The organism is Auritidibacter ignavus, assembly GCF_003703835.1.
Lineage (GTDB): Bacteria > Actinomycetota > Actinomycetes > Actinomycetales > Micrococcaceae > Auritidibacter > Auritidibacter ignavus.
Genome location: NZ_RDQR01000011.1, coordinates 61,832 through 83,140 on the forward strand (window position 1 = coordinate 61,832; position 21,309 = coordinate 83,140).

Here is a 21,309-nt window from a genome sequence, read left to right on the forward strand (position 1 = left end):
ACCGGGGGTCGTCTCTGACCTCAAATCCCGTTCACAACCTCCCGAGGAACTACATCTAGCCGTGATCACCCAGACCCGCGAAATCTCCCCTGGAGTTGTACGCGACACCGAGAAGAAGCTGGCTTGCCTGCCGAAAGGATGGAACCTATGAGCGCCTACACCACCATAGCCCGCCGCTGGTCCGGAGGTTGGGAAATCCACGTCACCGACCTCGGTGTCACCCAGGCCCGCACCCTCGCCGCCGCAGAACAGCAAGCTGCCGACTACATCGAGACCCTCACCGGGGAAGCACCCGTGGCAGTGACCGTCACTCCTGACCTCGGGGAGCTCGGAAGCAAGGTCGTCCAGGCTCGCAAACTCTCTCAGGATGCAGCCGAAGCGCAAGCCCGAGCCGCCTCAGAGATCCGAGGCGCCGTAGCCGAGCTGCGCTCCCAGGGACTATCTGTGACTGATATCGCCGCCATCCTGGGAGTCTCACGCGGTCGAGTCTCCCAGCTCACCACTGGCCCGCACGAGGAAAAGGCCGCGGCCTGACCCAGCCCAGCCGCTGAAACGCCCCCAGCCCCTTTGCAGCGGACACGCGACCGGCGGTCATTAGCATCACGGGCATCAGGCAGGGCTGAGTCGGTCACCCGGAGGAAATATTACGGATGGACTACGAGCTGAGGCAAAGGAGAGCAATGAGCGGCTTGAACTTCGGAGTGTTGCTGGTCATGGCTGCACCGCTGTTCGTTGCGCTGACGTATAACGCGAACCTTGCCGAGCATTCTGTGGTGCTGTGGGTTCTGGCGTTGGTGACGATGGGGACGGGACTTCTCTTGGTCTACCAAGCAAGGGGCGAAGAGCCCTCTTCTGGCGAGGAGGACACCTCAACAGGACTCTGAGGCCCTCATCTCGCTTATGAGGGTCGCCAGGTACAGCAAGAAGGTGGGGTGGAGTGAGCGATGCTCACCGCACCCCACCTTCTTGACTCAAAGGGGTCAGGACGCGGCTTCAAGCTTCCGCTCGAGCTTCCTCTTCTTACGGTGCAGCTTGTAGTAGCTCCGCGCCCCAGCAGTAGTTGCCTTGCCCTGCTCTTCCAGGGAGGGCAACCCCTGCTCGGTCAGTTCTCTGTTGATCTCCGCCGGATCGACCTGCTCGGCCTTACGGCGCTCGACCAGTTCCTGGGCTTGCTTCAGCTGCTCAGCAGCCAGCGGGTGCTCGGAGATCTGTTGTGTTACCTCGTGAAGTTCCTTGCGAATCTCGTTGGGGTTCTTGTATGAGCCGAACATCTTATCGCCCCATCACGCAGCGGACGGCGGCAAAGCCGAAGGCCTGCAGTATGTCTGTGGTGCTGCCCAGCTCAGCCATGCGGGTGATCTGAGTGCTGTTCAGCCCAATGCCAGTCAGGCAATGGCGCGCGGCGTAGACGATTGCGGCCGGAATCTCGGCATCAGCAATCTCCTCAGCCTCTTCGTCAGAGAGCGGAGACTCCTCAGACGCTGCCTCGGCGTCGTCCAGAGTGATCTCGTAGGCGGTTTTCACCTCGCTGACTGATTCAACAGCTGCCAAGTCCACGGACTGCTCTTCGACTTCCGAAGCGTTAGCTCCAGGCGCTACTAACCCAACGGTCAGCGCCGCAGCCGCCAGGGCGGAAGCTCCCATCTTGATGATTCGCATCAGTACTTACCCTCCATACTTCGCTCTGTTCGGGGAAACAGGAACAGGCCGAAGAAAGTACTCGCTTTTGGCCCGCGTGTCCCACCTCACTACATTCCTTAGGTTGAGGTCAACCCCTACTACACAAAAGCTCAGTGCCTGTGTGAGTATCTTGAGTACAGTCCGACCGGAACGCTGCCTCGTCGATGGTTGATGGCCGCCATCAGTAAATGAGAACGCCTTGGAGAAGTCGTATGAATTTGAAGAGAATCCCACTAACCGTCCTCGGCGTTGCCTACGCGGTGGTTGTCTGGCTGTCTGCCGCAAGTGCAGACAGCGTGGAAGACAATGGGCGGGAAATCGTCGGAGGCGAAGCGGAAGCAGAAGTATCTGAAGACTTCGCTGATGACATCGAGAGGCTTGCTGAGCGCAGTGAGACTGACCCTGAGCAGGTTCATGCCTCCTATGCCGGCCAAGAACAGTTCCTCACAGTCTTGACGTTGGCTTACGAGACCCATCCCGACCTGTTCTACTCGGCGGGCTGGACCCCTGACCGTCAAGAAGATGAGGGGTACGGAGCATGGGTGGCTTTTACAGAGCCCGTCGAAGATGAAGTGCGGGAGGCTTTTACAGAGCTTCCTACCTCGGTAGAGCTGCGCTACGACGCTGAAGTCAGCGAGGAAGACATGGAGGAAGCGCGGTCTGAGGCGTTAGCGGAGCTCTACGCACCCGCACAGGTCGACGCTGTGTCGGGGCATTTTACTGAAGATGGGGAACTCGAGATACAGGTGGAGGTCGACCCTTCAGACGAAGATGAGGTCGAGCCTCTGATTGAAGAAGTGGAACGGGATGCGCCCGTGGAGGTAGCTATTTCAACCACAGAAGACCTGGGAATCGAGCCTGAAGCGGTGCTTGGCGGGGTTGGGGTCACTCACTGCACCTCTGCGTTCACCGCATACAGGGACGGGGAGAACGCGCTGCTCGGAGCTCACCACTGCCCACCTGACGCCGGCGTTCCGTCCGGAGGCAGTGAAGAACTCACGTTCGTTGACGGGCACATCGGCCCACAAGGAGATGTCAGAGTGCACACCACAACTGACCCCATTGACAACGCCATTGTCCTAGACCCTGAGGGCGACTCCACTCGAGAGATCACATCCCGCGCGAGAACTCCTGAAGGGGCCTTGGTCTGCAACTTCGGACAGGAGCGCGGGAGCTCTGACTGCACGACGGTACGGAGCGCCAACCACTCGTTCAACGCGATCGATCCGGATGCGATGGAGATTGTCAGAGTGTCGAATGCCGTGCAGACTGAGGCCGGACTGACTGAAGCGGGCGACAGCGGAGGGCCGTGGTATTCCGGCAACGCTGCCTTAGGCATTCACTTCGGTCAGTCTGAGGACCTCTCGACCTTCTCCAACATCTTGGATGCGGAAGACGTACTCGGAGTGGAGGTCAACACCGGCTCCAACTAACACTTGGGCCGTTAACGTCCCGGCTGGCTCAGAGTCCGCAGTTGCCGGTGTCAACGACCTCGAACTCCTCGTCTACGGTGATCTGAACGGTGGACTTGAAGGGACCAACAACGCGGTGGCCCGCCGTGGGGCCGCCAACGTGGCCGGATGCATTCTTCACTTGGACCGTGGGTCGCAAGCCGTATTCCACCGGTGGTCGCAACAGTTGACAGTTGAGCTGAGCTTAGCTAATTCGCGAAAGTTTCGCCACGTGTCCTCCAACCCAGGATCCCGCGAGGCCGATTATTCATCGCGGTGGCTATCGCAGCAATCTCCGCGGCACCCCACCATGAGAGGTCGGTGCCTTTCGGGAAGTACTGCCGCCGCAGCCCATTGAGGTGTTCGTTGCTGCCCCGCTGCCACGGACTCTTCGCGTCAGCGAAGTACACCGGGGTCTTGATGGCCTCAGTGAACAGTGAACCGTACTGGGTGAAACGCCCCGGGTCTGGTAGAGACCCTGGTGTGTCCACTTGGGTTCACTCCCAGCGTCACGGTTCGCGATTCAGTCAGCGAACTCACACAACACTGGGGAGGCGTCCCCAAGGATGTGCTGATGGACTCCAAGTTCACCAACATCGACTACCCCTTCTTCATGGCTGGGTCTGCCGCACGGATAGGTGACGGGTTGTAGTCACGCCGCGAGGGCGACGTCGGTGTTCATGATTGCTTCGTACTCGATGGGCGTCAAACTGTGCAGCCGCTTTTGTCGCCGGCGTCGGTGGTAGGTGCGTTCGATCCAGGTGACGATGGCGATGCGGAGTTGGTCCCGGGTGTCCCAGGTGCGCCGGTTGAGGACGTTCTTCTGCAGCAGGCTGAAGAACGATTCCATCGCTGCGTTATCGCCGGCCGCGCCGACTCGGCCCATCGATCCGACCATGCCGTGGTGGTGGAGGGCGCGGACCATCTTCCGCGCGCGAAATTGGGATCCTCGGTCGGTGTGGTCCACGCAGCCGGCAACGTTCCCGCGCCGTGCGACGGCGCTGTTGACCGCGTCGACGGCGAGACGAGCCTTCATCCGGTCGCTGATCGAGTACCCCACGATGCGGTTCGAGAACACGTCCTTGATCGCGCAGAGGTCGAGCTTGCCCTCACCGGTCTTGTGTTCCGTGATATCGCTGAGCCAGAGCCGGTTCGGGGCATCGGCGGTGAACTCCCGACGCACGAGATCGTCGTGAACGGGCGGGCCGGGGCGTCGGCCCTTCCCTCGGCGGCGTTTCCCGAACGCAGACCACCATCCGTTGTCACGGCAGATCCGCCACGCCGTCCGCTCCGCCATGACTTCGCCCGCGTCGCGGGCCTCGTCGAGCAGGAACCGGTAACCGAACTCCGGGTCGTCGCGGTGCGCATCGAACAACGCGTTCGCGCGATACGCCGCAACGAGCTCAGCATCGGTAATAGGAGCCGCCAGCCACCGGTAGTAGGGCTGGCGAGCGAGCTTCAGCACCCGGCACGTCACCGCGACGGGAACCCCACCAGCGGCGAGCTCGGTCACGAGCGGGTAGAGCCTTTTCCCGGCAGATTCGCCTGCGACAGATACGCCGCCGCGCGCCGCAACACCTCGACCTCTTGCTCGAGCAGCCGGATCCGCTTCCGCGCTTCCCGCAGCTCCGCTCCCTCGGAGCGCGTCACGCCCGGCTTCGCGCCCTCCTCGACCGCGGCACGCCGCAACCACTTCGTGAGGGTCATCGGGTGAACCCCGAAGTCGGTCGCGATCTGCTCGATGGTCACACCAGGCTCACGGCCCCGCGCAACGCGCACGACGTCGTCCCGGAACTCGCTCGGATAAGGCTTCGGCACAATGACATCCTTCCAGGGCACCCTCCCGGGCAACCCAACTCAGATATCACCTACCGGTGCGGCAGACCCGCCCTCGCCTCTCAGCCCCTCACGGCTGTGTCGCCGAAACAACGTCCCTGGACATCACAACTAGCGAGTGTCCGGAAACCTCATCATTGTGCCACGCGCACTCGTGGACGACACGGCGAGCGTGGAGGTAGCGGTGCAAGCCATCCTCCGTCGCGGCCTCACGAAGCATTGTGGCGTAGAGAGTTCGTACCCGAAGCCGATCCGAGAGGTCATGCGAGTTCGCCGGGGTCCAGTCCAAGCGGATCGGCAGAGCGAGGACACCATCTCGGTGACTAGCCAGCTTCTCTAGCGCTTCCGGTATCACCACCGGGACAGTATGCGAGTAATCCGGAACCTGACCGGTCTCCAGCGGTCGGTAGACCTTCATGACACCTCCTCGGAAGTCTTGCCGTACTGGACCTACCGCGATGGAAGAGATTCTCGGCGGATTCCGTTATCCCCCCTAGACATTGACTGTATAGAGGGGATTAACTATCTTTGTGACGAAGCCGCAGAAGTACCCCGATCTCGCCAAAGGACCAAAAAGCTCGGATGCTCCCTTGAGCAGGGCAAGGGCGACCACGAGAAGTGGCGCTGCCCCTGTGGTGAGCACCTAGGTGTACTTCCCCGTGAGGTTGTGAACGCGGTCTGCTGGTGAGAGTCCCCCGATGGCGGTGTGGGCTCGGTGGTGATTGTAGTCATGTAAGAACGCTGCGTACGAGTTTTCGCGAGCACTGTCACTGGCATACGGTCTCGCGTAGGCCCATTCGTTCATCAGCGTCCGGTTGAACCGCTCGACTTTCCCATTCGTCTGCGGACGGCGAGGCCTCGTCCGCTTGTGCCTGACCCCATCTCCGAGGGCTTGCTGGGAGTCCGCGGACCGGTAACAAGCCCCGTTGTCCGTCATGACTGCTTCGATCGCGACACTGATACTGGTGAAGAACCTGTTCGCCCGCTTCCAGAAGCCTGCTGCGGTGTGTTTCTTCTCGTCATTGAGGATCTCGGAGTAGACCAGCCGGGAGTAGTCATCGACGGCGTGATGCAGGTACCGATACCCCCGCGACGAAGGCTGCCCGGCACGCGCGGCTTTGCCCCGTGAGGACTGGACCTTCCGGTCCTGGCCCGATCCGCGGCCATGAGCCCGCCATCCGCCACCGTTAGGGATGCGGCCAAGCTTCTTGACATCAACGTGGACCAGCTGGCCGGGCTGCTCGGCTTCGTAGCGACAGGGTGCGGGCCGGCGGACCGGCAGGCCGGTGGCCTGATCGATGCATTCCAGGTTAGGCATCCGGTAGCGGGCCAGGACCTGCCCGACGGTCGAGCGTGGCACGCGCAGGTGGTAGCCGATCCGGTGCGGCCCCCATCGGCGGTTGAACCGCAGCGCGATGATGCGTCGCTCGGTACGTGCGCTGAGCCTGTTCGGGCTGTGGTGCGGACGGCTCGAGCGGTCAGCCAAACCGGTCCCTGCCCGGTGCCGGCTCACCCAGCGAGACACCGTTGCCGGGGACACCTGGAAGCGTTCAGCAACGCGTCGCTGGGGCCAGCCGTGATCGACAACAAGAGAGACGAGCCGGCGCCTACCCTCAATGGTCATCGGGGCGTTACGGTGTGTCATGGAAGACCTCCGGGTCAGGGTGCGTGTCGTTACCCACCTCGATACCGGGGGTCGTCTCTGACCTCAAATCCCGTTCACAACCTCCCGAGGAACTACATCTAGGTGTTGCGGACAATGATGGAGACGGCCCGTGACGCCGACCGTTATTGGATACAACAGGTGGGCTTCTATCTCTATTATGGGGTATTAGAGCCAGATATCGTACACAATATAGGATAGAACTATCGACGCACGCGGTAAGGACACTGAATGGCAGAACGACATTCACACACTGACGAATCTGTTCGGGGCCCACTGACCGGGGTCAGGGTGATCGAGATGGGCCAGCTCATTGCCGGCCCGTTTTGCGGCCAGCTACTCGGGGACTTAGGGGCCGAGGTCATCAAGATTGAAGACCCGGTCCGTGGTGACCCCTTGCGCCAGTGGGGCCAGGCTCGGGTGGCCGGCGACTCGCTGTGGTGGTCCGTGCTGGCTCGGAATAAAAAGTCCGTGACCCTGAACCTGCGCGAAAAAGCTGGCCAGAACATTGCTCGCGAGCTGATTGGCTCGGCCGATGTGGTGATCGAGAATTTCCGCCCCGGCTCGATGGAGAAATGGCACCTGGACTACGAGACTCTCTCCGCCCGAAACCCGGAGCTGGTGATGACACGAGTTTCCGGCTACGGGCAAACCGGACCGTCAGCCAAACACCCCGGGTACGGCTCGATCGGTGAAGCCATGGGCGGATTGCGCTACATCGTCGGTGATCCTACGACTCCTCCTTCTCGGGTGGGCATTTCTATCGGGGACTCTTTGGCCGCGATCTTCGCTACCCTCGGAACGCTGGCGGCGCTACTGGAGGTCAAGAACTCCGGACGCGGCCAAGTGGTGGATGCCTCGATCTACGAGTCGGTGCTGGGTGTGATGGAATCGCTCATCCCCGACTGGACCGAAGGCGGAGTCCAGCGTGAACGCACCGGATCCATTTTGCCCAAAATTGCTCCCAGCAATGTCTACCCCACCGGCTCCGGGGAGTGGATGATCATTGCCGCCAACCAAGACACCATCTTCGCCCGACTGGCTACCGCCATGGGCCGGCCCGAACTGGCCGACGATCCACGGTATGTCAACCACCAGGCCCGCGGAGAACACCAGGCCGAACTCGACGAGCTGATCGCGGAGTTTTCGATGACCAAAACCTCGACAGAACTCACCGAGCTCCTAAACGCCCATTCGGTGCCGGTCGGGAAGATTTTCCGCCCCCAAGACATGATCGCCGACCCGCAGTTCCTGGCACGAGACTCCATTATTACCGTGGACTCGCAACAGCACGGCACCGTGCACATGCAGAATGCCTTCCCCCGGTTATCGCGCACCGATACCCGGGTGCGGTGGTCGGGACCCGTCCTGGGTCAACACACCCGCGCGGTGCTGGAGGACCTCGGATATGATGCAACACGCCAGGACCAACTCCGCGCCGAAGGAGTGATCCGCTGATGACCGAACCGGCGCCCTCCCTGGCCCAAGCCTGGAACCTGCCCTCGAGTACCACCGTGGTCGACGTGGGGCTCCGCGATGGGTTGCAAGCGGTGGCCGAACCGTTGGACACCTCTCGCAAAGTTGAGATTGCTGATCGACTGGTGGCGGCCGGATGCACCGAGCTGGAGGTCTGCTCGTTCGCCCATCCGAAAGTGCTTCCCCAACTGGCAGATGCCGCCGAAATCGTGGCCGAACTGGACCGGCTACCCTGGCGTGATGCCGTCACGCTGCGTGGCTTAGCGCCGAACCTCACCGGAGCCCGCCGGGCGGTCGAGACCTCGCTGGACGAGATCGCGGTGGTGATTCCTGCCGAAGATGGGATGGCGCTGAAGAACCAATCCGCCACCACCGAGCAGCTACTCGACCACCTACCCGAGATGGTGCGCGTGGTCCAACAGGCCGGCAAGCGGATCATCGTAGCGGTCGCCTGCGCCTACTTCTCCCCCTGCTACGGGGAGGTCTCCGCGCCGATGCGCGATCGTGTCATCCAGGCCGCCGTCGATCTCGGGGTAGACAAGATCTATCTGGCCAATACCACCGGAGTAGAACACCCCGGCGAAGTCTATTCCGGGCTAGCCCAGGCCCGGGCCCACTACCCCCACGTCAGCTTCGGAACCCATGTGCACAACCGCAATGGCGCTGCCACCGCCAATGCGCTCGCGGCCTTGGCCGCCGGGGCCGGTTGGCTGGAAACCAGCGTGGCTGCCCTTGGCGGAGATCTGTGGTTCCCCGGTGATCCTGCGGTTCTGGGCAATATGGCCACCGAGGACCTCATCCACCTGTTGGAGACGATGGGCATTGCCACCGGCATCAACCTGACTGAGATCCGCTCCATCGCCGCGGACCTGGTGGACTTCACCGGTTTCCCGTCCAGCTCTTTCGTGCTCCGCGGTGGCACCCGGGAGGATCTTGCCGGAGCCAGGTGGCAGTGATGGAGGAGAAGATCCTGCAACTGATCCTGGACGGAGAAATCCGACCGGGGGAGTGGTTGCGTGAGACCGATCTGGCCACCCGGCTGGGAGTTTCCCGCACCCCGGTACGTAACGCCATCGCCAAACTGGCCAGTACCGGGGTGGTGGTCTTCCACCCGAATCGTGGGGCCCAAGTCCGCCACTACACCGTTGACGACGTGGTCGAGATCTACGAGTCTCGGGCCCTGGTCGAATCCTTCGTCACCGGTCTGGTCGCCGAGGTCATCGACCCACCCCGGCTGGAGCAGCTCCGGGAGCTTTCCGACCAGATGCGGGTGGCCGAGGATGGTGAGCGGGCTCGGCTGAACGGTCTGTTTCACCGGGCGATTCTTGCGGTGCGCGCCGACCACCCCCTCGTTGGGGCAGCCCAGAATCTGGTGATCCCCTTGCTCCTGCACCAAGTCATGGCGAGCTATGGGCCTGCGGCCATCGAGCGGAGCATGTGCCAACACGAGGAGATCATTGACGCCTTGGAACACCGGGACCGGGCCTGGGCGGAATCAGCGATGCGCACCCACATCCTCTTCGGGCTCAACCAATACCGACAGCACGCTAGCTGAACAGGGCGTGGTCAATCGCGGCTAACGTGGCCTCGGGCTGGTCGATCAACATCAGGTGGCCGGCATCGTGGACCACGGTGTGATGAGCCTCCGGCAACGCCTCCAGCAGGATCTGGGTGGCTTTGGGGGAACAGAGCTGATCGTTCTCCGCACTGATCACATGCACCTGGGCAGTGATCTGGGCGAGATCCTGATGGAACGGGGAGTCCTTGACCCCGGCCAGCGCCCGGGCAGCATTGGCAAAACCTGCGCCCTGCCCGATGTCCTCCACTCGCTGGGCGGTGAGGCTCTCCACGTCGACGGTGTCGTGACACACCATATCCCGAGTATCTTGCGTGAGCATCTCGAAGAACTGTGTGGGATGATCCACAAGTTCGGCCCGCTTCAGGTAGTAGTCAGCGGCTCGGGCTCCCACCACCGAAGAGGTCGCCATCACCACAATTCGATCAAAGAGCTCCGGTCGATGGGCGGCCGCCCACAACACAATCATCCCACCGAGTGAAAAGCCCACCGCGGTGCGGGCCTCGGTGCGCTCCATGACCTCCACCAGGTCTTGACCCAACTGCTCCAGGGTTCCCTCGGCCTCACCCAAAGGGGCCTGTCCAAAGCCACGCACATCGTAGGCCACCGCGCCGGTGACGTGCTCGACCACGGGCTCCCAACTTGTCGCCGATTGGCCTAGTCCGTGGACGAAAACTGTCTCATGTTCCATGCCTCTACTGTAGCGCCTGAAAGCTCATGTAAGGTGAGTCACACTGGTTGCTATTCAAGGAGTATCAATGGCGCACACCCACGCTGTTACCATCTTCGGCCCCGATTTCCCCTTCGACTACCGGCACTGGCTCACCGCAGGCCAACACATCGGTCGCCTTCCCGATCACGCACTTGGCACCGAGGTTGCGGTCATTGGCGCCGGCATCTCCGGGCTCGTGGCCGCCTATGAGCTGATGCGACTGGGACTGAAACCCGTGGTCTACGAGGCCGAACGTCTCGGCGGACGGCTACGTTCCGAGCCCTTCACCTTCACGGCAGAACACGCCGGGCGCGATCATTCCGCCATCATTGCCGAGCTGGGTGGCATGCGCTTCCCGGTCTCTTCCACCACGCTGTTTCACTATCTGAATCTGGTCGGATTGGAGACCAAGCCCTTCCCCAACCCGCTCACCGAGGCCGCCGGTAGTACCGTGATCGATTTGGGTGGTGACACCTGGTACGCGCGCAGTCTGGAGGATCTCCCCCCGTTCTTCGCCGAAGTAGCCGAAGCCTGGGATGCCGCCCTGGAGCGAGAATTCGGGCTCAAGAGCCTGCAGGAGGCCATCAAGCGCCAAGACGCCACCGGGCTGAAAGCGGCGTGGAACCAGATCGTGGCCGCCTGGGACGATAAGAGCTTCTACGAGTTCGTGACCGAATCCGAGGAATTTTCCCGCCTGTCCTACCGGCACCGAGAAGTCTTCGGTCAAGTTGGCTTCGGGACCGGGGGCTGGGACTCGGACTTCGCCAACTCCATGCTCGAAATTCTGCGCGTGGTGCTCACCGAATGCGACTCACATCAGCATCTGGTGATCGGCGGCTCCGAACAACTGCCTCGGCGTCTGTGGGAACGCGGTCTGATCGACCCGGTGCACTGGTCTCAGGGCACCAGTCTGGCCGCGCTCCACGACAACCGCCAGCCACGGGGTGCGGTGTCGGGGCTTTACCGCGATGGCGAGCAGATTGTGGTCACCGAAGCCACCGGGAGCGCTCAGCATTACGACGCGGTGGTGGTGACCTGCCAATCCTGGCTCCTGACCACTGAGATCGACTGCGCTGAAGACCTGTTCTCCCAAGAGATGTGGATGGCCTTGGATCGGACTCGGTATATGCAGTCCTCGAAAACTTTCGTGCCCGTCGATCGCCCCTTCTGGAAAGACCAGGACCCCGCCACCGGCCAGGATGTGATGAGCATGACGCTCACCGACCGCATCACCCGTGGGACTTACCTGTTCGATCACGGCGACGATCAGCCCGGGGTGATCTGTTTGACCTACTCGTGGATGTCGGATGCGCTGAAAATGCTACCCTACGACCCAGAGAAGCGTGCCGAGCTGGCGCTAGGAGCCCTGGAGAAGATCTATCCCACCGTCGATATCCGCAGTCACATTATCGGCGAGCCGGTGACCGTCTCCTGGGAAGCCAACCCCTACTTCTTGGGCGCGTTCAAAGGGGCGTTACCGGGCCACTACCGGTACAACCACCGCATGTACGGTCACTTCGTCCAGGACGATCTGCCCGCTAGTCAGCGCGGGATCTTCCTCGCCGGAGACAGCGTGTCCTTTACGCCCGCGTGGGCCGAAGGCGCGGTACAGACCGGGCTGAACGCGGTCTGGGGTGTACTTCACCACTTCGGCGGTACCACCGATCCGGCCAATCCCGGACCCGGTGACCTGTACGAGCAATTCGGACCCCTTGAGCTGGCGCCATGAGACTCGCCATCGCCCAAGTGCCACCGCTCGACGGGGACCCGCCTGCCAATCTGCGCCGGCTGGACCAGCTCGCTCGCCGGGCGCATGACTGCTCAGCTGAGCTGTTGGTGTTGCCCGAAATGTTTCTCACCGGCTACGTGATTGGCCGGCAGCGCATCCTCGAGCTGGCCGGGTCCTATCACCGTGAGGTCGCCGAGATGGCGACCCGCTACCACCTGGCCATCGCTTACGGTTACCCCGAACGCAACGGGGCGACCGTGTTCAACACGGTCGGGGTTCTCGATCAGGCTGGGACGCGGTTGCTCGATCAGCGCAAGATCCACTACTTCGGCCAGCTCGACGCCGACCAGTTCGACCCTCCGCCCAGGCGGCCGCCTCAGGTGGTCTCCTGGCGGGGCTGGCAGATCGGGGTGGCGATCTGTTATGACATCGAATTCCCCGAAACTGCCCGCGCGCTCGCGGTGGCCGGGGCGGATCTGATCGTGGTGCCCACCGCGAACATGATCGACTACGACCAGGTGCAACACCTGCTGTTGCCGGCCCGCGCTCTGGAAAATCAGGTGTATCTGGCCTACGCCAACTATTGCGGGTCCGATACCCAGCACGAGTATGGCGGACTGTCCCGCGTGCTGGCGCCAACCGGGGAGGTTGTCGCCACCGCAACGCGGGACCCCACCATCCTGGTGGTGGAGATCGATCGTGACCGACTGACCGCCTGTCGACAGCGCCATTCGTATCTGGTCGACCGACGTTTCGACATTACTCTTAGGTAAACTGATGTCAATTACCGCACATAGGTGTTGCGTAATTAGTGGGCGTGCCCTACACTCCAAAGTGTCAACGGTTTTGGAGAGGAGGGACATCATGACCGAGATTCAGGATTTGGCTGAATTTGTGGTCGCGGCCGATTCAGCCACGATGTCCGAACACGCTGTGAAACAACTCAAGATTCGTGTCATGGACACCATTGCCGTTGCTATTGGTGCCTTGAACGCCGAGCCCCTCGTGGCGATCCGCGAGCTGGTGGACGAGCAGGGTGGCTCCGAACAGGCCACGCTGATCGGTGGCGGACGTACCACCGCCGAGAAAGCCGCCTTTTACAACTCGGCACTCTCACGCTACTTGGACTTCATGGATGCCTACTTAGCGCCGAAGGAAACCAACCACCCCAGTGACAACATGGGGGCTGTGCTGGCAGCCGCCGAACTGGCCGGGGCCAGTGGCAAAACCTTCCTGGACGCTTTCGCGGTGGCGATTCAGGTCCACACGCGACTCTCCGACGTCGCTCCGGTGCGCGATCGCGGCTTCGACCACACCACCCAGGGTAGCTATGCCGCAGCCGCTGGCGTCGCGAAGGCCTTGGGACTCACCGCCGATCAAGCCGCCCATGCGATGGCCATTGCCGGCACTGCGAATAATGCATTGCGCGTGACCCGCACCGGGGATTTATCGCACTGGAAAGGCCTGGCCTACGCCCACGTGGCACAGGCAGCGACCTGGGCGGCCTTGCTGGCCCAACGTGGCATTACCGGACCCGCCGAGGTCTTTGAGGGCAATAAGGGCTTCAAGGACTCCATCGCTGGAGATTTCCAGATCTCCTGGTCCGCCGAAGATCTCGAGAAGGTCACAGAGACCATCATCAAAAAACACAATGCCGAGATCCACTCGCAGTCGGCCCTGGAAGCCGCTCAAGATATGCGCGCCCAGCACGATTTCGACCCCACAGCGATCGCCAGCGTGAAGCTGAAGACCTTCGACGTCGCCTGGAACATTATCGGTGGGGGTGAAGAAGGCGATAAACGCACCATCCGCACCAAGGAAGAAGCCGATCACTCCCTGCCGTGGATGCTGGCTTGCGTGCTCCTCGATGGAGAGCTCACTCCGGCACAATACAGCCCCGAGCGCATCGTGGCTGACGATGTGCAATCGCTGATGACCAAGGTCGAGATTGCCGAAGATCCCGAGTTCTCCGCGCAGTTCCCACAGCATATGCCCGCTGAGCTGACCGTCACGCTACAGGACGGCACGGTGCTCAACGCCGAAAAACGGTCTTACCCGGGCTTTCACGATGATCCGATGAACTGGCAAGACGAACGCGCCAAGTTCGACGCGCTCGTTAGCCCCTTCACCACCGAAGACTGGCGCGACCACATGGTGGAAGTCATTTACGATCTCGACAACCGCCCGATTGCAGACCTGACTGAGCTTCTGGCTCAGGTGAACCGCTAAGAAGAAAGAGAGGTTCAGATGTCGAACGAGATTCCTTTCGATGTCTCGATGAACTTTGTCCCGCGCGCTCACCGTCCCGCCAAGCCGCGCACCATCGGTATGACCGAGATTCGAGCGCCACACTACTCGACCTACGGCACCCGGCATATGCAGGATGTCTTCGACGTGGCCGGGCAGTGGATTGACGGCATTAAGTGGGCCGGTGGTTCTTTCGCGCTGATTCCCGACGAACAAGTCAAGGCCATCAACGAGATCGCCCACCACGGTGACGCCTACGTCTCCTCGGGAGGCTGGATCGAGACCGTCTTGCGTTACGGCGACGAGGCCGTGGACGAATACCTGAAACGGGCCAAGGACCTCGGCATGGACGTCATCGAGATTTCCACCGGCTTCATTATGCTCCCCACCTCGGGGTTGCAGCGACTGGTGGAACGCGTGGCGAACGCTGGGCTGAAACCCAAGCCCGAACTGGGCATTCAGATCGGTTCCGGTGGTGACTCCGCCGAATCCGAACTCGCTGCTGAAGGTGCCAAAGACGTCGGTGACCTGATTGATCGCGGCAAGGCCGCCCTCGAGGCTGGCGCCGAGATCATCATGATCGAATCCGAAGGGATCACCGAGAACGTCGCCGAATGGAATACCGGGGTGGCCGCTTCCATCATGAACGGTCTCGGTCAGGAGAACGTGATGTTCGAGGCCGCCGACCCGCTGGTGTTCGAGTGGTACCTGAAGAATTACGGCAACGAGGTCAACCTATTCGTCGACCACTCCCAGATTCTGCAACTGGAAGGAATGCGACAGAACATTTGGGGCAATAAGGGCTCCTGGGGTCGCATCATCAACCCGAGCTAACCGCAACGACTCAGTAACACCAGCGTTTCGCAGTGGGCGGTTTGGGGGAACATATCGAGCACGGTGCCCCGTACCGGCGTGAAGTCCGGCAGATACTCCAGATCGGCCGCCAAGGTCTTGGGGTGACAACTGGAGTAGAGCACGTGATCGGTGTGGGTGTTTAACCAGCTGGCAAGCTCGGCTCCGATCCCGCGTCGGGGCGGATTGACCACCACCAGATCTGGCCGTTCCTCCGCCGTTGCCAGTCTGGTGGCATCCCCGGCCCGGAACTGCACGGTGTCCGCCAGCCCCAGATCGGCCACCGTCTGATTGCCAGCGGTGATCGCTTGCGGTGAGCTCTCCATGCCCCACACCCGCAACGGGGTGCCGGCCCGACGCGCTGTGTCGGCCAGGGTTAACCCAAAACCGCCCACTCCGGCATAGAGATCCCACACCACACGGATCTCCGGCAACTCAGCGATCCATGTGGCCGCGCGGTGATATAGCTCGGCAGCAATGACGGTGTTGGTTTGGAAAAACCCTTGCGGGCGTAACCGCAACGGTACCCCATTGAGCAACATCGTCAGCGTCTGATCCCCGGCCAGGTGGATCTCCTCGTCGCCTTCCAGCAACGCTTGATGCTGGGGCAAAATATTGGCGGTGATCACCCGGGCCGGGGCCTGGCGCCGTGCCAGCTCGTCTTGGAGTGCTGGCAGATGCTCGCGTAGCGGGGCGAGTTGATCGGTGGAGCGCAACACGAACCGGATCATCAGCTGTTGTTGCGGTGAAACCGTGATGATCACGTGCTTGAGCTCGCCGCGACGCGTGGGCATCTGATACGGCTCGATCCCGGCGGCTATGATCAGTCGGCGGATCGGCTCAAAACTCGCTATGATCGCTGGCTCGTATAGCGGGCACTCGGACAGATCTACCCCGGTGCCATCGTGATGCTTCGGATGCTGATCCGGATCCAGAATTCCGAGATTCGGTTCGTGGGCAGATCCGGTCACGACCATCTTGGCCTTATTGCGGAACCCTTCCTCCGGTGAGCACACCGGCGCCGTCCAGAAGTCGTCGAGGTTGCTATCCCGACTGGCCAGGATCGGGTCAAGGTAGGAGCGCACTGTGGAGACCTTTTCGGACAACTGCACGGTATACGGGATATTCATCCAGGTGCACGACCGGCACAGCCCCTTGTCGAAGTAGTCACAGCGCATGTCCTCAATTTTAAACAGTGTCATACAGCGGTTGATCACAGGCGTCATCTACTAGCCTTCAGAAGTAAAAATCTGCTGTGATGTAGTACGCTTTCGGCAGTATTCCATCTCACACCTGAGGACATCATGAACTCACTCATCCTTGCCGTGGTCGGGGTCGCCATGATCCTGTTGGGCTACTTTCTCTATTCGAAATTCCTCTCGCAAAAGGTCTACAAGCTTTCCTCCACCTACCTCACGCCGGCTCACCAGTTCCGTGACGGGGTGGACTTCGTTCCCACCAATAAATATGTGCTGTGGGGCCACCACTTCACCTCGGTGGCCGGTGCGGCCCCGATCGTTGGTCCCGCGGTGGCGGTGATCTGGGGTTGGGCCCCGGCTTTCCTTTGGGTGACCCTCGGCACCATCTTCTTCGCCGGCATGCACGACCTGGGCGCCCTGTGGGCCTCCAGCCGGCACAAAGGCCGTTCCATCGGAACCCTGTCCGGCCGTTACATCGGCACCCACGGGCGAAATCTTTTCCTGGTGGTCATTTTCCTGCTGTTGCTGATGGTCAACGCCGCTTTCGCCGTGGTGATCTCCGGACTGCTGGTCTCCACCCCAACCGCCGTGATCCCCACCTGGGGTGCGATCGTGGTAGCGCTGCTGATCGGTCAGGCCATCTATAAGTGGAAGTGGAACCTGCCGCTCGTATCGGTGATCGGTGTGGTCGTCCTCTACGGCTTGATGATCCTTGGCGACCGGTACCCCGTTGAACTGCCCGAGACCATCATGGGCCTGTCCGCTAGTGCGTTCTGGATTGTGGTGCTGTTCATCTACGCCGGGATCGCCTCGGTGCTTCCTGTGTGGATGCTGTTGCAGCCACGTGACTACATCAACGGCCTGCAGCTCTTCGTCGGTCTGGCCCTACTCTACGGCGCTATCTTGATCTCGAACCCCACCGTGGTTGCTCCCGCGGTGAACCAAGACCTCCCCGAGGGTACTCCGGGAATCTTCCCGTTGTTGTTCGTCACGATTGCCTGTGGGGCGATCTCTGGTTTCCACGGCATCGTCTCCTCGGGGACCTCGTCCAAACAGCTCGATAAGGAATCCGATGCGCGGTTCGTGGGCTACTTCGGTGCGGTGGGCGAAGGCTTGCTCGCCCTGGGTACCATCATCGCGACCACCTCAGGTTTCCAAGCCTTGGCGGATTGGAAAGAGGTCTACTCGGAGTTCAATGCCGGTGGTGCCCCAGCCTTTGTGGAAGCCGGTGGCAACATTCTGAACATGGGATTGGGCATCCCACCGTCGCTGTCGGCCACGATCCTGGCCACCATGGCCGTGCTTTTTGCAGCCACCACCATGGATACCGGCGTCCGGTTGCAACGTTTCGTGGTTGCTGAAATTGGTCAGACTATGGGCCTGAAGCTCAATCCTCTCGTGGCCACCTTGATCGTGATGCTGGTGACCATGGGGCTGGCTTTCTCGGCTGGTGCGGATGGCGAAGGTGGCATGATCATCTGGCCACTGTTCGGTACCACCAACCAGCTGATGGCTGCCCTCACCCTGTCGGTCTTGACCATCATCCTGGCACGCCTGAAGCGTCCCATCTGGCCGGTGGTGATCCCATTGGTCTTTGTGCTGGTGGTCTCGGTCTACGCGCTGATCATTCAGCTGGGCCAGTTCTACCGAGAGGAAAATTGGTTGCTCCTGGTGCTGGATATCATCATCCTGGTCGCCTCGCTGTTGGTGATCATCACCGCGGTGCGGGCCTACATCACCACCCGCAACGAACCGCTGGATCTTGATACCGAGCATGATGATCTCGATGCCAACGCGCAGGCCAAGGTCTAATGGCTACGGCACGCTGGCGGTGGGTCCGGGACAAATTTGTCGCACTCGCCGCAGGACTCCATGAGTTCTACGCCGGACCCTACCGGCAGACTTTTGCACGTTCCGCCCGCGACGAGGATGACCTGCTGATGATGATGGTTTTCTCCGAAGCATTAGGTATTCCCAATCCGGCCACTTACTACACGGCTGAGCTAATGCCCGTGCTGTACGAGAACTTCCACGACTGGCACCGACGCATGGGAATGGAACGCTCACCGGTGGAAGGACTACGGTGCTGCTAAACCAGTTCCTCACCCAGGTGATCGGCAACCGATCCGTCGTGCTCTTTGGTGGGAAAGGTGGAGTCGGTAAAACCACGTTGTCTGCCACCGCCGCCCTGGCCGTGGCTCGTGCTCGCCCTGACGCGCGTCTTCTGTTGGTCTCGACCGACCCTGCACATAACCTCGGGCACCTGTTTGAGCGGCAATTTTCGGATCAGCCCGAACGGTTACACGACAACCTTTGGGTACTCGAAGCTGATCCGCAGCGGGTTGCCGCTGAGCATTTTGATACCGTGGCTGAGACGGTCCGAGGCATGATGCCCGCGCATTTGCACGGCGAGGTCACCCGGTATTTCCGGGCCGCCACCGCCTCGCCGGGCGCTCACGAGGCGGCGCTGTTGGAGCATATGGCGCAGCTGAGCTTGAGCCCGGACTGGGATCTGATGATTTTTGATACCGCCCCGACCGGTCATACGCTCCGGCTGCTGGAACTGCCCGAGACGATGACGACCTGGGCTGAAGCCATGCTGTCGCGGCGCCGGAAATCCGAGAACTACGTCGCGGCCCTAAATGCATTGCCCGGTCCTGACCAACCCGAAGGCACCACGCCCACCGATGAACGCAATGCCAGAATCCGTACCGCGCTGTACCGTCGCAAGGAATTGCTGGAGAACTTTCATCGATTGCTGACTGATTCTGCCCGGTGTGGTTTCATCCCGGTCACCGCCGCTGAGCGACTTCCGGTTCAGGAAACGCTGGAGCTGACCGATCAACTGCGATCCAGTCGCATCCCTGTCGTCGCGGTGATGATTAATCGCCGAACGCCGGCCGGATCCGAGGGAGTTTTTGCCGAGCGCCGGGAGCGTGAAGCAGTATGGGCTCAGCGCGTCACCGAGACATTCTCCCCGGTTTTCCAGGTTCCGCTCTATACCGACGGCGACCTGGAGCAGATCTTGGCCTCCACCGATGCTGGCTAAGATCCAAGCCGATAGGAAATCTCTGTCGCAGCCCTAACGACTTCATCGGCAAGTCCATGCATGTTGACGTTTTCCATGGCCAAGGTGGTCACCGAAACCGCATGAGAAACTTGTCCCAAGTAGTTGGTCACGGGTGCCCCGACGCAACGAATGCCCGGCACATTCTCTTCATCGTCGAGGGCGTACCCCTGTTCGCGCACCCGATCCAGCTCTTTGGTTAACGCCGTCAAGTTTGTAATTGTCCGGGGAGTCTTGGCGTTTAGACCTGGGTGGTCGGCGTAATCAGCCACATATTCTGGGCTGGAGGTTGCCAGTAGCACCTTGCCGATCGAGGTGGAATGTAGCGACAGGCGATCACCAACATGGGAAGGGAGTCTGTAGGGCATTCGACCGTTGTCGATAGCCACATATATGGCCTCATTATCGTTACGAGCTCCCACATGTACCGTAAACCCGGTCTCGTGCGCTAGACGATGGATAACCGGTGTGGCTACTGCGGAAATATCGATCGCGTCAAAAGCTTCGGATGCCATCGATAACATTGCTGGCCCTGGAAAATATTGCTCGTCGAAGGTTAAGAAACCGTAGCTCAGTAGTTTCTGCAGGATCCGATGCACGGTGGCTTTCGCTAGACCAGTATCTTCAACGATATCGGTGAAACGTCGATGAGTGATAGCAGAACGTAGCACCATCAGAGTTTTGTCGGTGGCGGTCACAGGCTCCATAGGAGACAAATCCTTGTGCTGGGAGATCGGTGAAACTAGGCTCAATAGTACAAAACAAAATATGAAACTTAGTTTCATCTGATGGAACTCAATGGGGAGTATGACATGAGCCTGATTACCCAAGCGCGCACAAGTGACGTGCGTTTTCCAACCTCCGATTTTCTCGATGGTTCTGACGCGATGAACCCCGATCCGGATTACTCGGTGGCCTATCTCACTGTCGAAACTGACGCCGGGGAGACCGGCCATGGGTTTGTGTTCACTATTGGTCGCGGAAACGACGTGGTTGTCGCAGCGATTGATTCGCTGAAACACTATGTTGTCGGCTCCGAGGTGGACGCGCTACTGGCAGATATGGGTGCGACATCTCAAATGTTTATAAACGATTCTCAGCTCCGCTGGCTTGGTCCGGAAAAAGGCGTGGAGCACATGGCCATTGGAGCGATGCTCACCGCCCTCTGGGACCTTAAAGCCAAGCGAGAGAAGAAACCGCTCTGGGAATTGCTTGCGGACATGACACCAGAGCAACTCGTCGATCTGGTGGACTTTCGTTATTTATCAGATGCCATCACTCGCAATGAAGCTCTCGACATACTGCGATGTGCTGAGCCCACTCGTGCCGAGCGCAAAGCTGACCTCTTAGCCAATGGTTACCCGGGATACTCGACAGCTCCGGGGTGGTTGGGCTACTCAGACGAGAAGATGGTGGGCTTGTGTCAAGAGGCCGTTAAGGACCACGGTTTCGGTCAGATTAAGCTCAAAGTCGGTGGCAGCGTGGAAGATGACTGGCGACGACTTGCTCTCGCTCGTGAGGCTGTGGGGCCGGACGTGAAACTAGCGGTCGATGCCAACCAAGTTTGGGATGTTCCCGAAGCAATTGAGTGGATCAACCAGCTTCAAGATTACGATTTAGCATGGGTAGAAGAGCCGACCAGCCCGGACGATATTCTCGGGCATCGTGCGAGAGGGTGTCAGATTGTTTGTGTACAGAGTCATCGATGAGAGGACATGATGATGACCATGACAGATGATCGTGTTGATCAGCCTGGTGGGGCTGATGTTGTTGCGCAGTTGAAGGCCAGTGGCGCCTTGGACGAGCTTTTCGCTCGGATCG

Annotated in this window: 21 protein-coding genes and 2 pseudogenes; 14 read left to right on the plus strand and 9 right to left on the minus strand. The window is 60.7% G+C overall.

Annotated elements, in window-relative coordinates; translation table 11 throughout:
* Nucleotides 1–147 precede the first annotated feature (147 nt).
* Together DYI20_RS07090 and DYI20_RS07095 are read left to right on the plus strand one after the other, a co-directional pair.
* A complete protein-coding gene (locus tag DYI20_RS07090) occupies nucleotides 148–534 on the plus strand; it encodes a helix-turn-helix domain-containing protein (protein WP_110111054.1) in 387 nt (128 codons plus the stop codon).
* A gap of 146 nt (nucleotides 535–680) precedes the next feature.
* Nucleotides 681–884, plus strand: coding sequence for a hypothetical protein (locus DYI20_RS07095; protein ID WP_136090268.1), 204 nt, complete (start codon nucleotides 681–683; stop codon nucleotides 882–884).
* A gap of 96 nt (nucleotides 885–980) precedes the next feature.
* Here the strand turns inward: DYI20_RS07095 and DYI20_RS07100 are convergent, their stop codons facing one another.
* A complete protein-coding gene (locus DYI20_RS07100) occupies nucleotides 981–1,271 on the minus strand; it encodes a hypothetical protein (RefSeq protein WP_110111056.1) in 291 nt (96 codons plus the stop codon).
* A gap of 1 nt (nucleotide 1,272) precedes the next feature.
* Nucleotides 1,273–1,659, minus strand: a complete 387-nt coding sequence (locus DYI20_RS07105; protein ID WP_110111057.1) for a hypothetical protein — start codon at nucleotides 1,657–1,659, stop codon at nucleotides 1,273–1,275.
* Nucleotides 1,660–1,892: 233 nt separating this feature from the next.
* Between DYI20_RS07105 and DYI20_RS07110 the strand changes: the two genes are divergently transcribed.
* Nucleotides 1,893–3,113, plus strand: coding sequence for a chymotrypsin family serine protease (locus DYI20_RS07110; RefSeq protein WP_122549199.1), 1,221 nt, complete (start codon nucleotides 1,893–1,895; stop codon nucleotides 3,111–3,113).
* Nucleotides 3,114–3,340: 227 nt separating this feature from the next.
* Here the strand turns inward: DYI20_RS07110 and DYI20_RS12605 are convergent.
* The 4 genes and pseudogenes from DYI20_RS12605 to DYI20_RS07130 all read right to left on the minus strand — a co-directional run.
* Nucleotides 3,341–3,541, minus strand: a pseudogene (locus tag DYI20_RS12605) (IS30 family transposase); the annotation flags it as partial.
* 242 nt (nucleotides 3,542–3,783) lie between these two features.
* Nucleotides 3,784–4,949, minus strand: a protein-coding gene (locus DYI20_RS07120) for an IS3 family transposase (RefSeq protein ID WP_122549200.1) whose coding sequence is annotated in 2 segments (ribosomal slippage) — nucleotides 3,784–4,662 and nucleotides 4,665–4,949 — 1,164 coding nt in all. Because the reading frame shifts where the segments join, the coding sequence is not laid out codon by codon here.
* An 88-nt stretch (nucleotides 4,950–5,037) separates the two neighbouring features.
* The gene (locus DYI20_RS07125; RefSeq protein WP_110111061.1) at nucleotides 5,038–5,385 is read right to left on the minus strand and encodes a hypothetical protein; all 348 of its coding nucleotides are present in this window, start codon (nucleotides 5,383–5,385) and stop codon (nucleotides 5,038–5,040) included.
* A gap of 225 nt (nucleotides 5,386–5,610) precedes the next feature.
* Nucleotides 5,611–6,612, minus strand: coding sequence for an IS481 family transposase (locus tag DYI20_RS07130; protein WP_122549198.1), 1,002 nt, complete (start codon nucleotides 6,610–6,612; stop codon nucleotides 5,611–5,613).
* Nucleotides 6,613–6,861: 249 nt separating this feature from the next.
* Here DYI20_RS07130 and DYI20_RS07140 point away from each other — a divergent pair, with 249 nt between their 5' ends.
* Genes DYI20_RS07140 through DYI20_RS07150 form a run of 3 tightly spaced genes read left to right on the plus strand, consistent with a single transcriptional unit; the run spans nucleotide 6,862 to nucleotide 9,661 of the window.
* Nucleotides 6,862–8,088, plus strand: coding sequence for a CaiB/BaiF CoA transferase family protein (locus DYI20_RS07140; RefSeq protein ID WP_110123451.1), 1,227 nt, complete (start codon nucleotides 6,862–6,864; stop codon nucleotides 8,086–8,088).
* The gene (locus DYI20_RS07145) at nucleotides 8,088–9,062 is read left to right on the plus strand and encodes a hydroxymethylglutaryl-CoA lyase-like TIM-barrel protein (RefSeq protein WP_110110718.1); all 975 of its coding nucleotides are present in this window, start codon (nucleotides 8,088–8,090) and stop codon (nucleotides 9,060–9,062) included. Before DYI20_RS07140 ends, DYI20_RS07145 begins: the two co-directional genes overlap by 1 nt.
* Nucleotides 9,062–9,661 (plus strand): GntR family transcriptional regulator, encoded by a 600-nt coding sequence (locus tag DYI20_RS07150; RefSeq protein ID WP_110110719.1) that lies wholly within the window; start codon nucleotides 9,062–9,064, stop codon nucleotides 9,659–9,661. The genes DYI20_RS07145 and DYI20_RS07150 overlap by 1 nt, the downstream gene beginning before the upstream one ends.
* On the opposite strand, the gene DYI20_RS07155 is transcribed toward DYI20_RS07150, so the two are convergent.
* The gene (locus tag DYI20_RS07155) at nucleotides 9,654–10,373 is read right to left on the minus strand and encodes an alpha/beta fold hydrolase (RefSeq protein WP_110123452.1); all 720 of its coding nucleotides are present in this window, start codon (nucleotides 10,371–10,373) and stop codon (nucleotides 9,654–9,656) included. The genes DYI20_RS07150 and DYI20_RS07155 overlap by 8 nt on opposite strands.
* 67 nt (nucleotides 10,374–10,440) lie before the next feature.
* Here DYI20_RS07155 and DYI20_RS07160 point away from each other — a divergent pair, with 67 nt between their 5' ends.
* From DYI20_RS07160 to DYI20_RS07175, 4 genes are all read left to right on the plus strand, one after another.
* The gene (locus tag DYI20_RS07160) at nucleotides 10,441–12,123 is read left to right on the plus strand and encodes a flavin monoamine oxidase family protein (RefSeq protein WP_122549201.1); all 1,683 of its coding nucleotides are present in this window, start codon (nucleotides 10,441–10,443) and stop codon (nucleotides 12,121–12,123) included.
* A complete protein-coding gene (locus tag DYI20_RS07165) occupies nucleotides 12,120–12,896 on the plus strand; it encodes a carbon-nitrogen hydrolase family protein (protein ID WP_122549202.1) in 777 nt (258 codons plus the stop codon). Before DYI20_RS07160 ends, DYI20_RS07165 begins: the two co-directional genes overlap by 4 nt.
* A 91-nt stretch (nucleotides 12,897–12,987) precedes the next feature.
* Nucleotides 12,988–14,352 carry an MmgE/PrpD family protein gene (locus DYI20_RS07170; RefSeq protein ID WP_110101511.1) on the plus strand — a complete coding sequence of 455 codons (1,365 nt, stop codon included), beginning with the start codon at nucleotides 12,988–12,990 and terminating at the stop codon, nucleotides 14,350–14,352.
* Nucleotides 14,353–14,370: 18 nt separating this feature from the next.
* Nucleotides 14,371–15,204 (plus strand): phosphosulfolactate synthase, encoded by an 834-nt coding sequence (locus DYI20_RS07175; protein WP_110099825.1) that lies wholly within the window; start codon nucleotides 14,371–14,373, stop codon nucleotides 15,202–15,204.
* Here DYI20_RS07175 and DYI20_RS07180 read toward each other — a convergent pair.
* A complete protein-coding gene (locus tag DYI20_RS07180) occupies nucleotides 15,201–16,424 on the minus strand; it encodes a methyltransferase domain-containing protein (RefSeq protein ID WP_341771011.1) in 1,224 nt (407 codons plus the stop codon). The two genes, DYI20_RS07175 and DYI20_RS07180, sit on opposite strands and share 4 nt — an antisense overlap.
* A 102-nt stretch (nucleotides 16,425–16,526) precedes the next feature.
* Between DYI20_RS07180 and DYI20_RS07185 the strand changes: the two genes are divergently transcribed.
* Genes DYI20_RS07185 through DYI20_RS07195 form a run of 3 tightly spaced genes read left to right on the plus strand, consistent with a single transcriptional unit; the run spans nucleotide 16,527 to nucleotide 19,470 of the window.
* Complete coding sequence (locus DYI20_RS07185; RefSeq protein ID WP_122549203.1) at nucleotides 16,527–18,233, plus strand: carbon starvation CstA family protein; 1,707 nt, start codon at nucleotides 16,527–16,529, stop codon at nucleotides 18,231–18,233.
* Nucleotides 18,233–18,514, plus strand: a complete 282-nt coding sequence (locus tag DYI20_RS07190) for a cory-CC-star protein (protein WP_122549204.1) — start codon at nucleotides 18,233–18,235, stop codon at nucleotides 18,512–18,514. Before DYI20_RS07185 ends, DYI20_RS07190 begins: the two co-directional genes overlap by 1 nt.
* Complete coding sequence (locus DYI20_RS07195; RefSeq protein ID WP_166769834.1) at nucleotides 18,505–19,470, plus strand: ArsA family ATPase; 966 nt, start codon at nucleotides 18,505–18,507, stop codon at nucleotides 19,468–19,470. The genes DYI20_RS07190 and DYI20_RS07195 overlap by 10 nt, the downstream gene beginning before the upstream one ends.
* On the opposite strand, the gene DYI20_RS07200 is transcribed toward DYI20_RS07195, so the two are convergent.
* Nucleotides 19,467–20,195: an IclR family transcriptional regulator gene (locus DYI20_RS07200; RefSeq protein WP_110101515.1), complete on the minus strand. Its 729-nt coding sequence runs from the start codon at nucleotides 20,193–20,195 to the stop codon at nucleotides 19,467–19,469. The two genes, DYI20_RS07195 and DYI20_RS07200, sit on opposite strands and share 4 nt — an antisense overlap.
* 105 nt (nucleotides 20,196–20,300) lie before the next feature.
* Between DYI20_RS07200 and DYI20_RS07205 the strand changes: the two are divergent.
* A pseudogene (locus DYI20_RS07205) lies at nucleotides 20,301–21,158 on the plus strand (enolase C-terminal domain-like protein); the annotation flags it as partial.
* Between the last annotated feature and the right edge of the window lie 151 nt (nucleotides 21,159–21,309).

Excerpts from the sequence above, each read along its gene's own strand:
- DYI20_RS07095 (WP_136090268.1), top strand. The coding sequence starts at position 681 with ATGAGCGGCTTGAACTTCGGAGTGTTGCTGGTCATGGCTGCACCGCTG.
- DYI20_RS07090 (WP_110111054.1), top strand. The coding sequence starts at position 148 with ATGAGCGCCTACACCACCATAGCCCGCCGCTGGTCCGGAGGTTGGGAA.
- DYI20_RS07140 (WP_110123451.1), top strand. The coding sequence starts at position 6,862 with ATGGCAGAACGACATTCACACACTGACGAATCTGTTCGGGGCCCACTG.
- DYI20_RS07180 (WP_341771011.1), bottom strand. The coding sequence starts at position 16,424 with ATGACACTGTTTAAAATTGAGGACATGCGCTGTGACTACTTCGACAAG.
- DYI20_RS07165 (WP_122549202.1), top strand. The coding sequence starts at position 12,120 with ATGAGACTCGCCATCGCCCAAGTGCCACCGCTCGACGGGGACCCGCCT.
- DYI20_RS07190 (WP_122549204.1), top strand. The coding sequence starts at position 18,233 with ATGGCTACGGCACGCTGGCGGTGGGTCCGGGACAAATTTGTCGCACTC.
- DYI20_RS07185 (WP_122549203.1), top strand. The coding sequence starts at position 16,527 with ATGAACTCACTCATCCTTGCCGTGGTCGGGGTCGCCATGATCCTGTTG.
- DYI20_RS07170 (WP_110101511.1), top strand. The coding sequence starts at position 12,988 with ATGACCGAGATTCAGGATTTGGCTGAATTTGTGGTCGCGGCCGATTCA.
- DYI20_RS07200 (WP_110101515.1), bottom strand. The coding sequence starts at position 20,195 with ATGGAGCCTGTGACCGCCACCGACAAAACTCTGATGGTGCTACGTTCT.
- DYI20_RS07125 (WP_110111061.1), bottom strand. The coding sequence starts at position 5,385 with ATGAAGGTCTACCGACCGCTGGAGACCGGTCAGGTTCCGGATTACTCG.
- DYI20_RS07175 (WP_110099825.1), top strand. The coding sequence starts at position 14,371 with ATGTCGAACGAGATTCCTTTCGATGTCTCGATGAACTTTGTCCCGCGC.
- DYI20_RS07110 (WP_122549199.1), top strand. The coding sequence starts at position 1,893 with ATGAATTTGAAGAGAATCCCACTAACCGTCCTCGGCGTTGCCTACGCG.
- DYI20_RS07155 (WP_110123452.1), bottom strand. The coding sequence starts at position 10,373 with ATGGAACATGAGACAGTTTTCGTCCACGGACTAGGCCAATCGGCGACA.
- DYI20_RS07105 (WP_110111057.1), bottom strand. The coding sequence starts at position 1,659 with ATGCGAATCATCAAGATGGGAGCTTCCGCCCTGGCGGCTGCGGCGCTG.
- DYI20_RS07160 (WP_122549201.1), top strand. The coding sequence starts at position 10,441 with ATGGCGCACACCCACGCTGTTACCATCTTCGGCCCCGATTTCCCCTTC.
- DYI20_RS07150 (WP_110110719.1), top strand. The coding sequence starts at position 9,062 with ATGGAGGAGAAGATCCTGCAACTGATCCTGGACGGAGAAATCCGACCG.
- DYI20_RS07130 (WP_122549198.1), bottom strand. The coding sequence starts at position 6,612 with ATGACACACCGTAACGCCCCGATGACCATTGAGGGTAGGCGCCGGCTC.
- DYI20_RS07145 (WP_110110718.1), top strand. The coding sequence starts at position 8,088 with ATGACCGAACCGGCGCCCTCCCTGGCCCAAGCCTGGAACCTGCCCTCG.
- DYI20_RS07100 (WP_110111056.1), bottom strand. The coding sequence starts at position 1,271 with ATGTTCGGCTCATACAAGAACCCCAACGAGATTCGCAAGGAACTTCAC.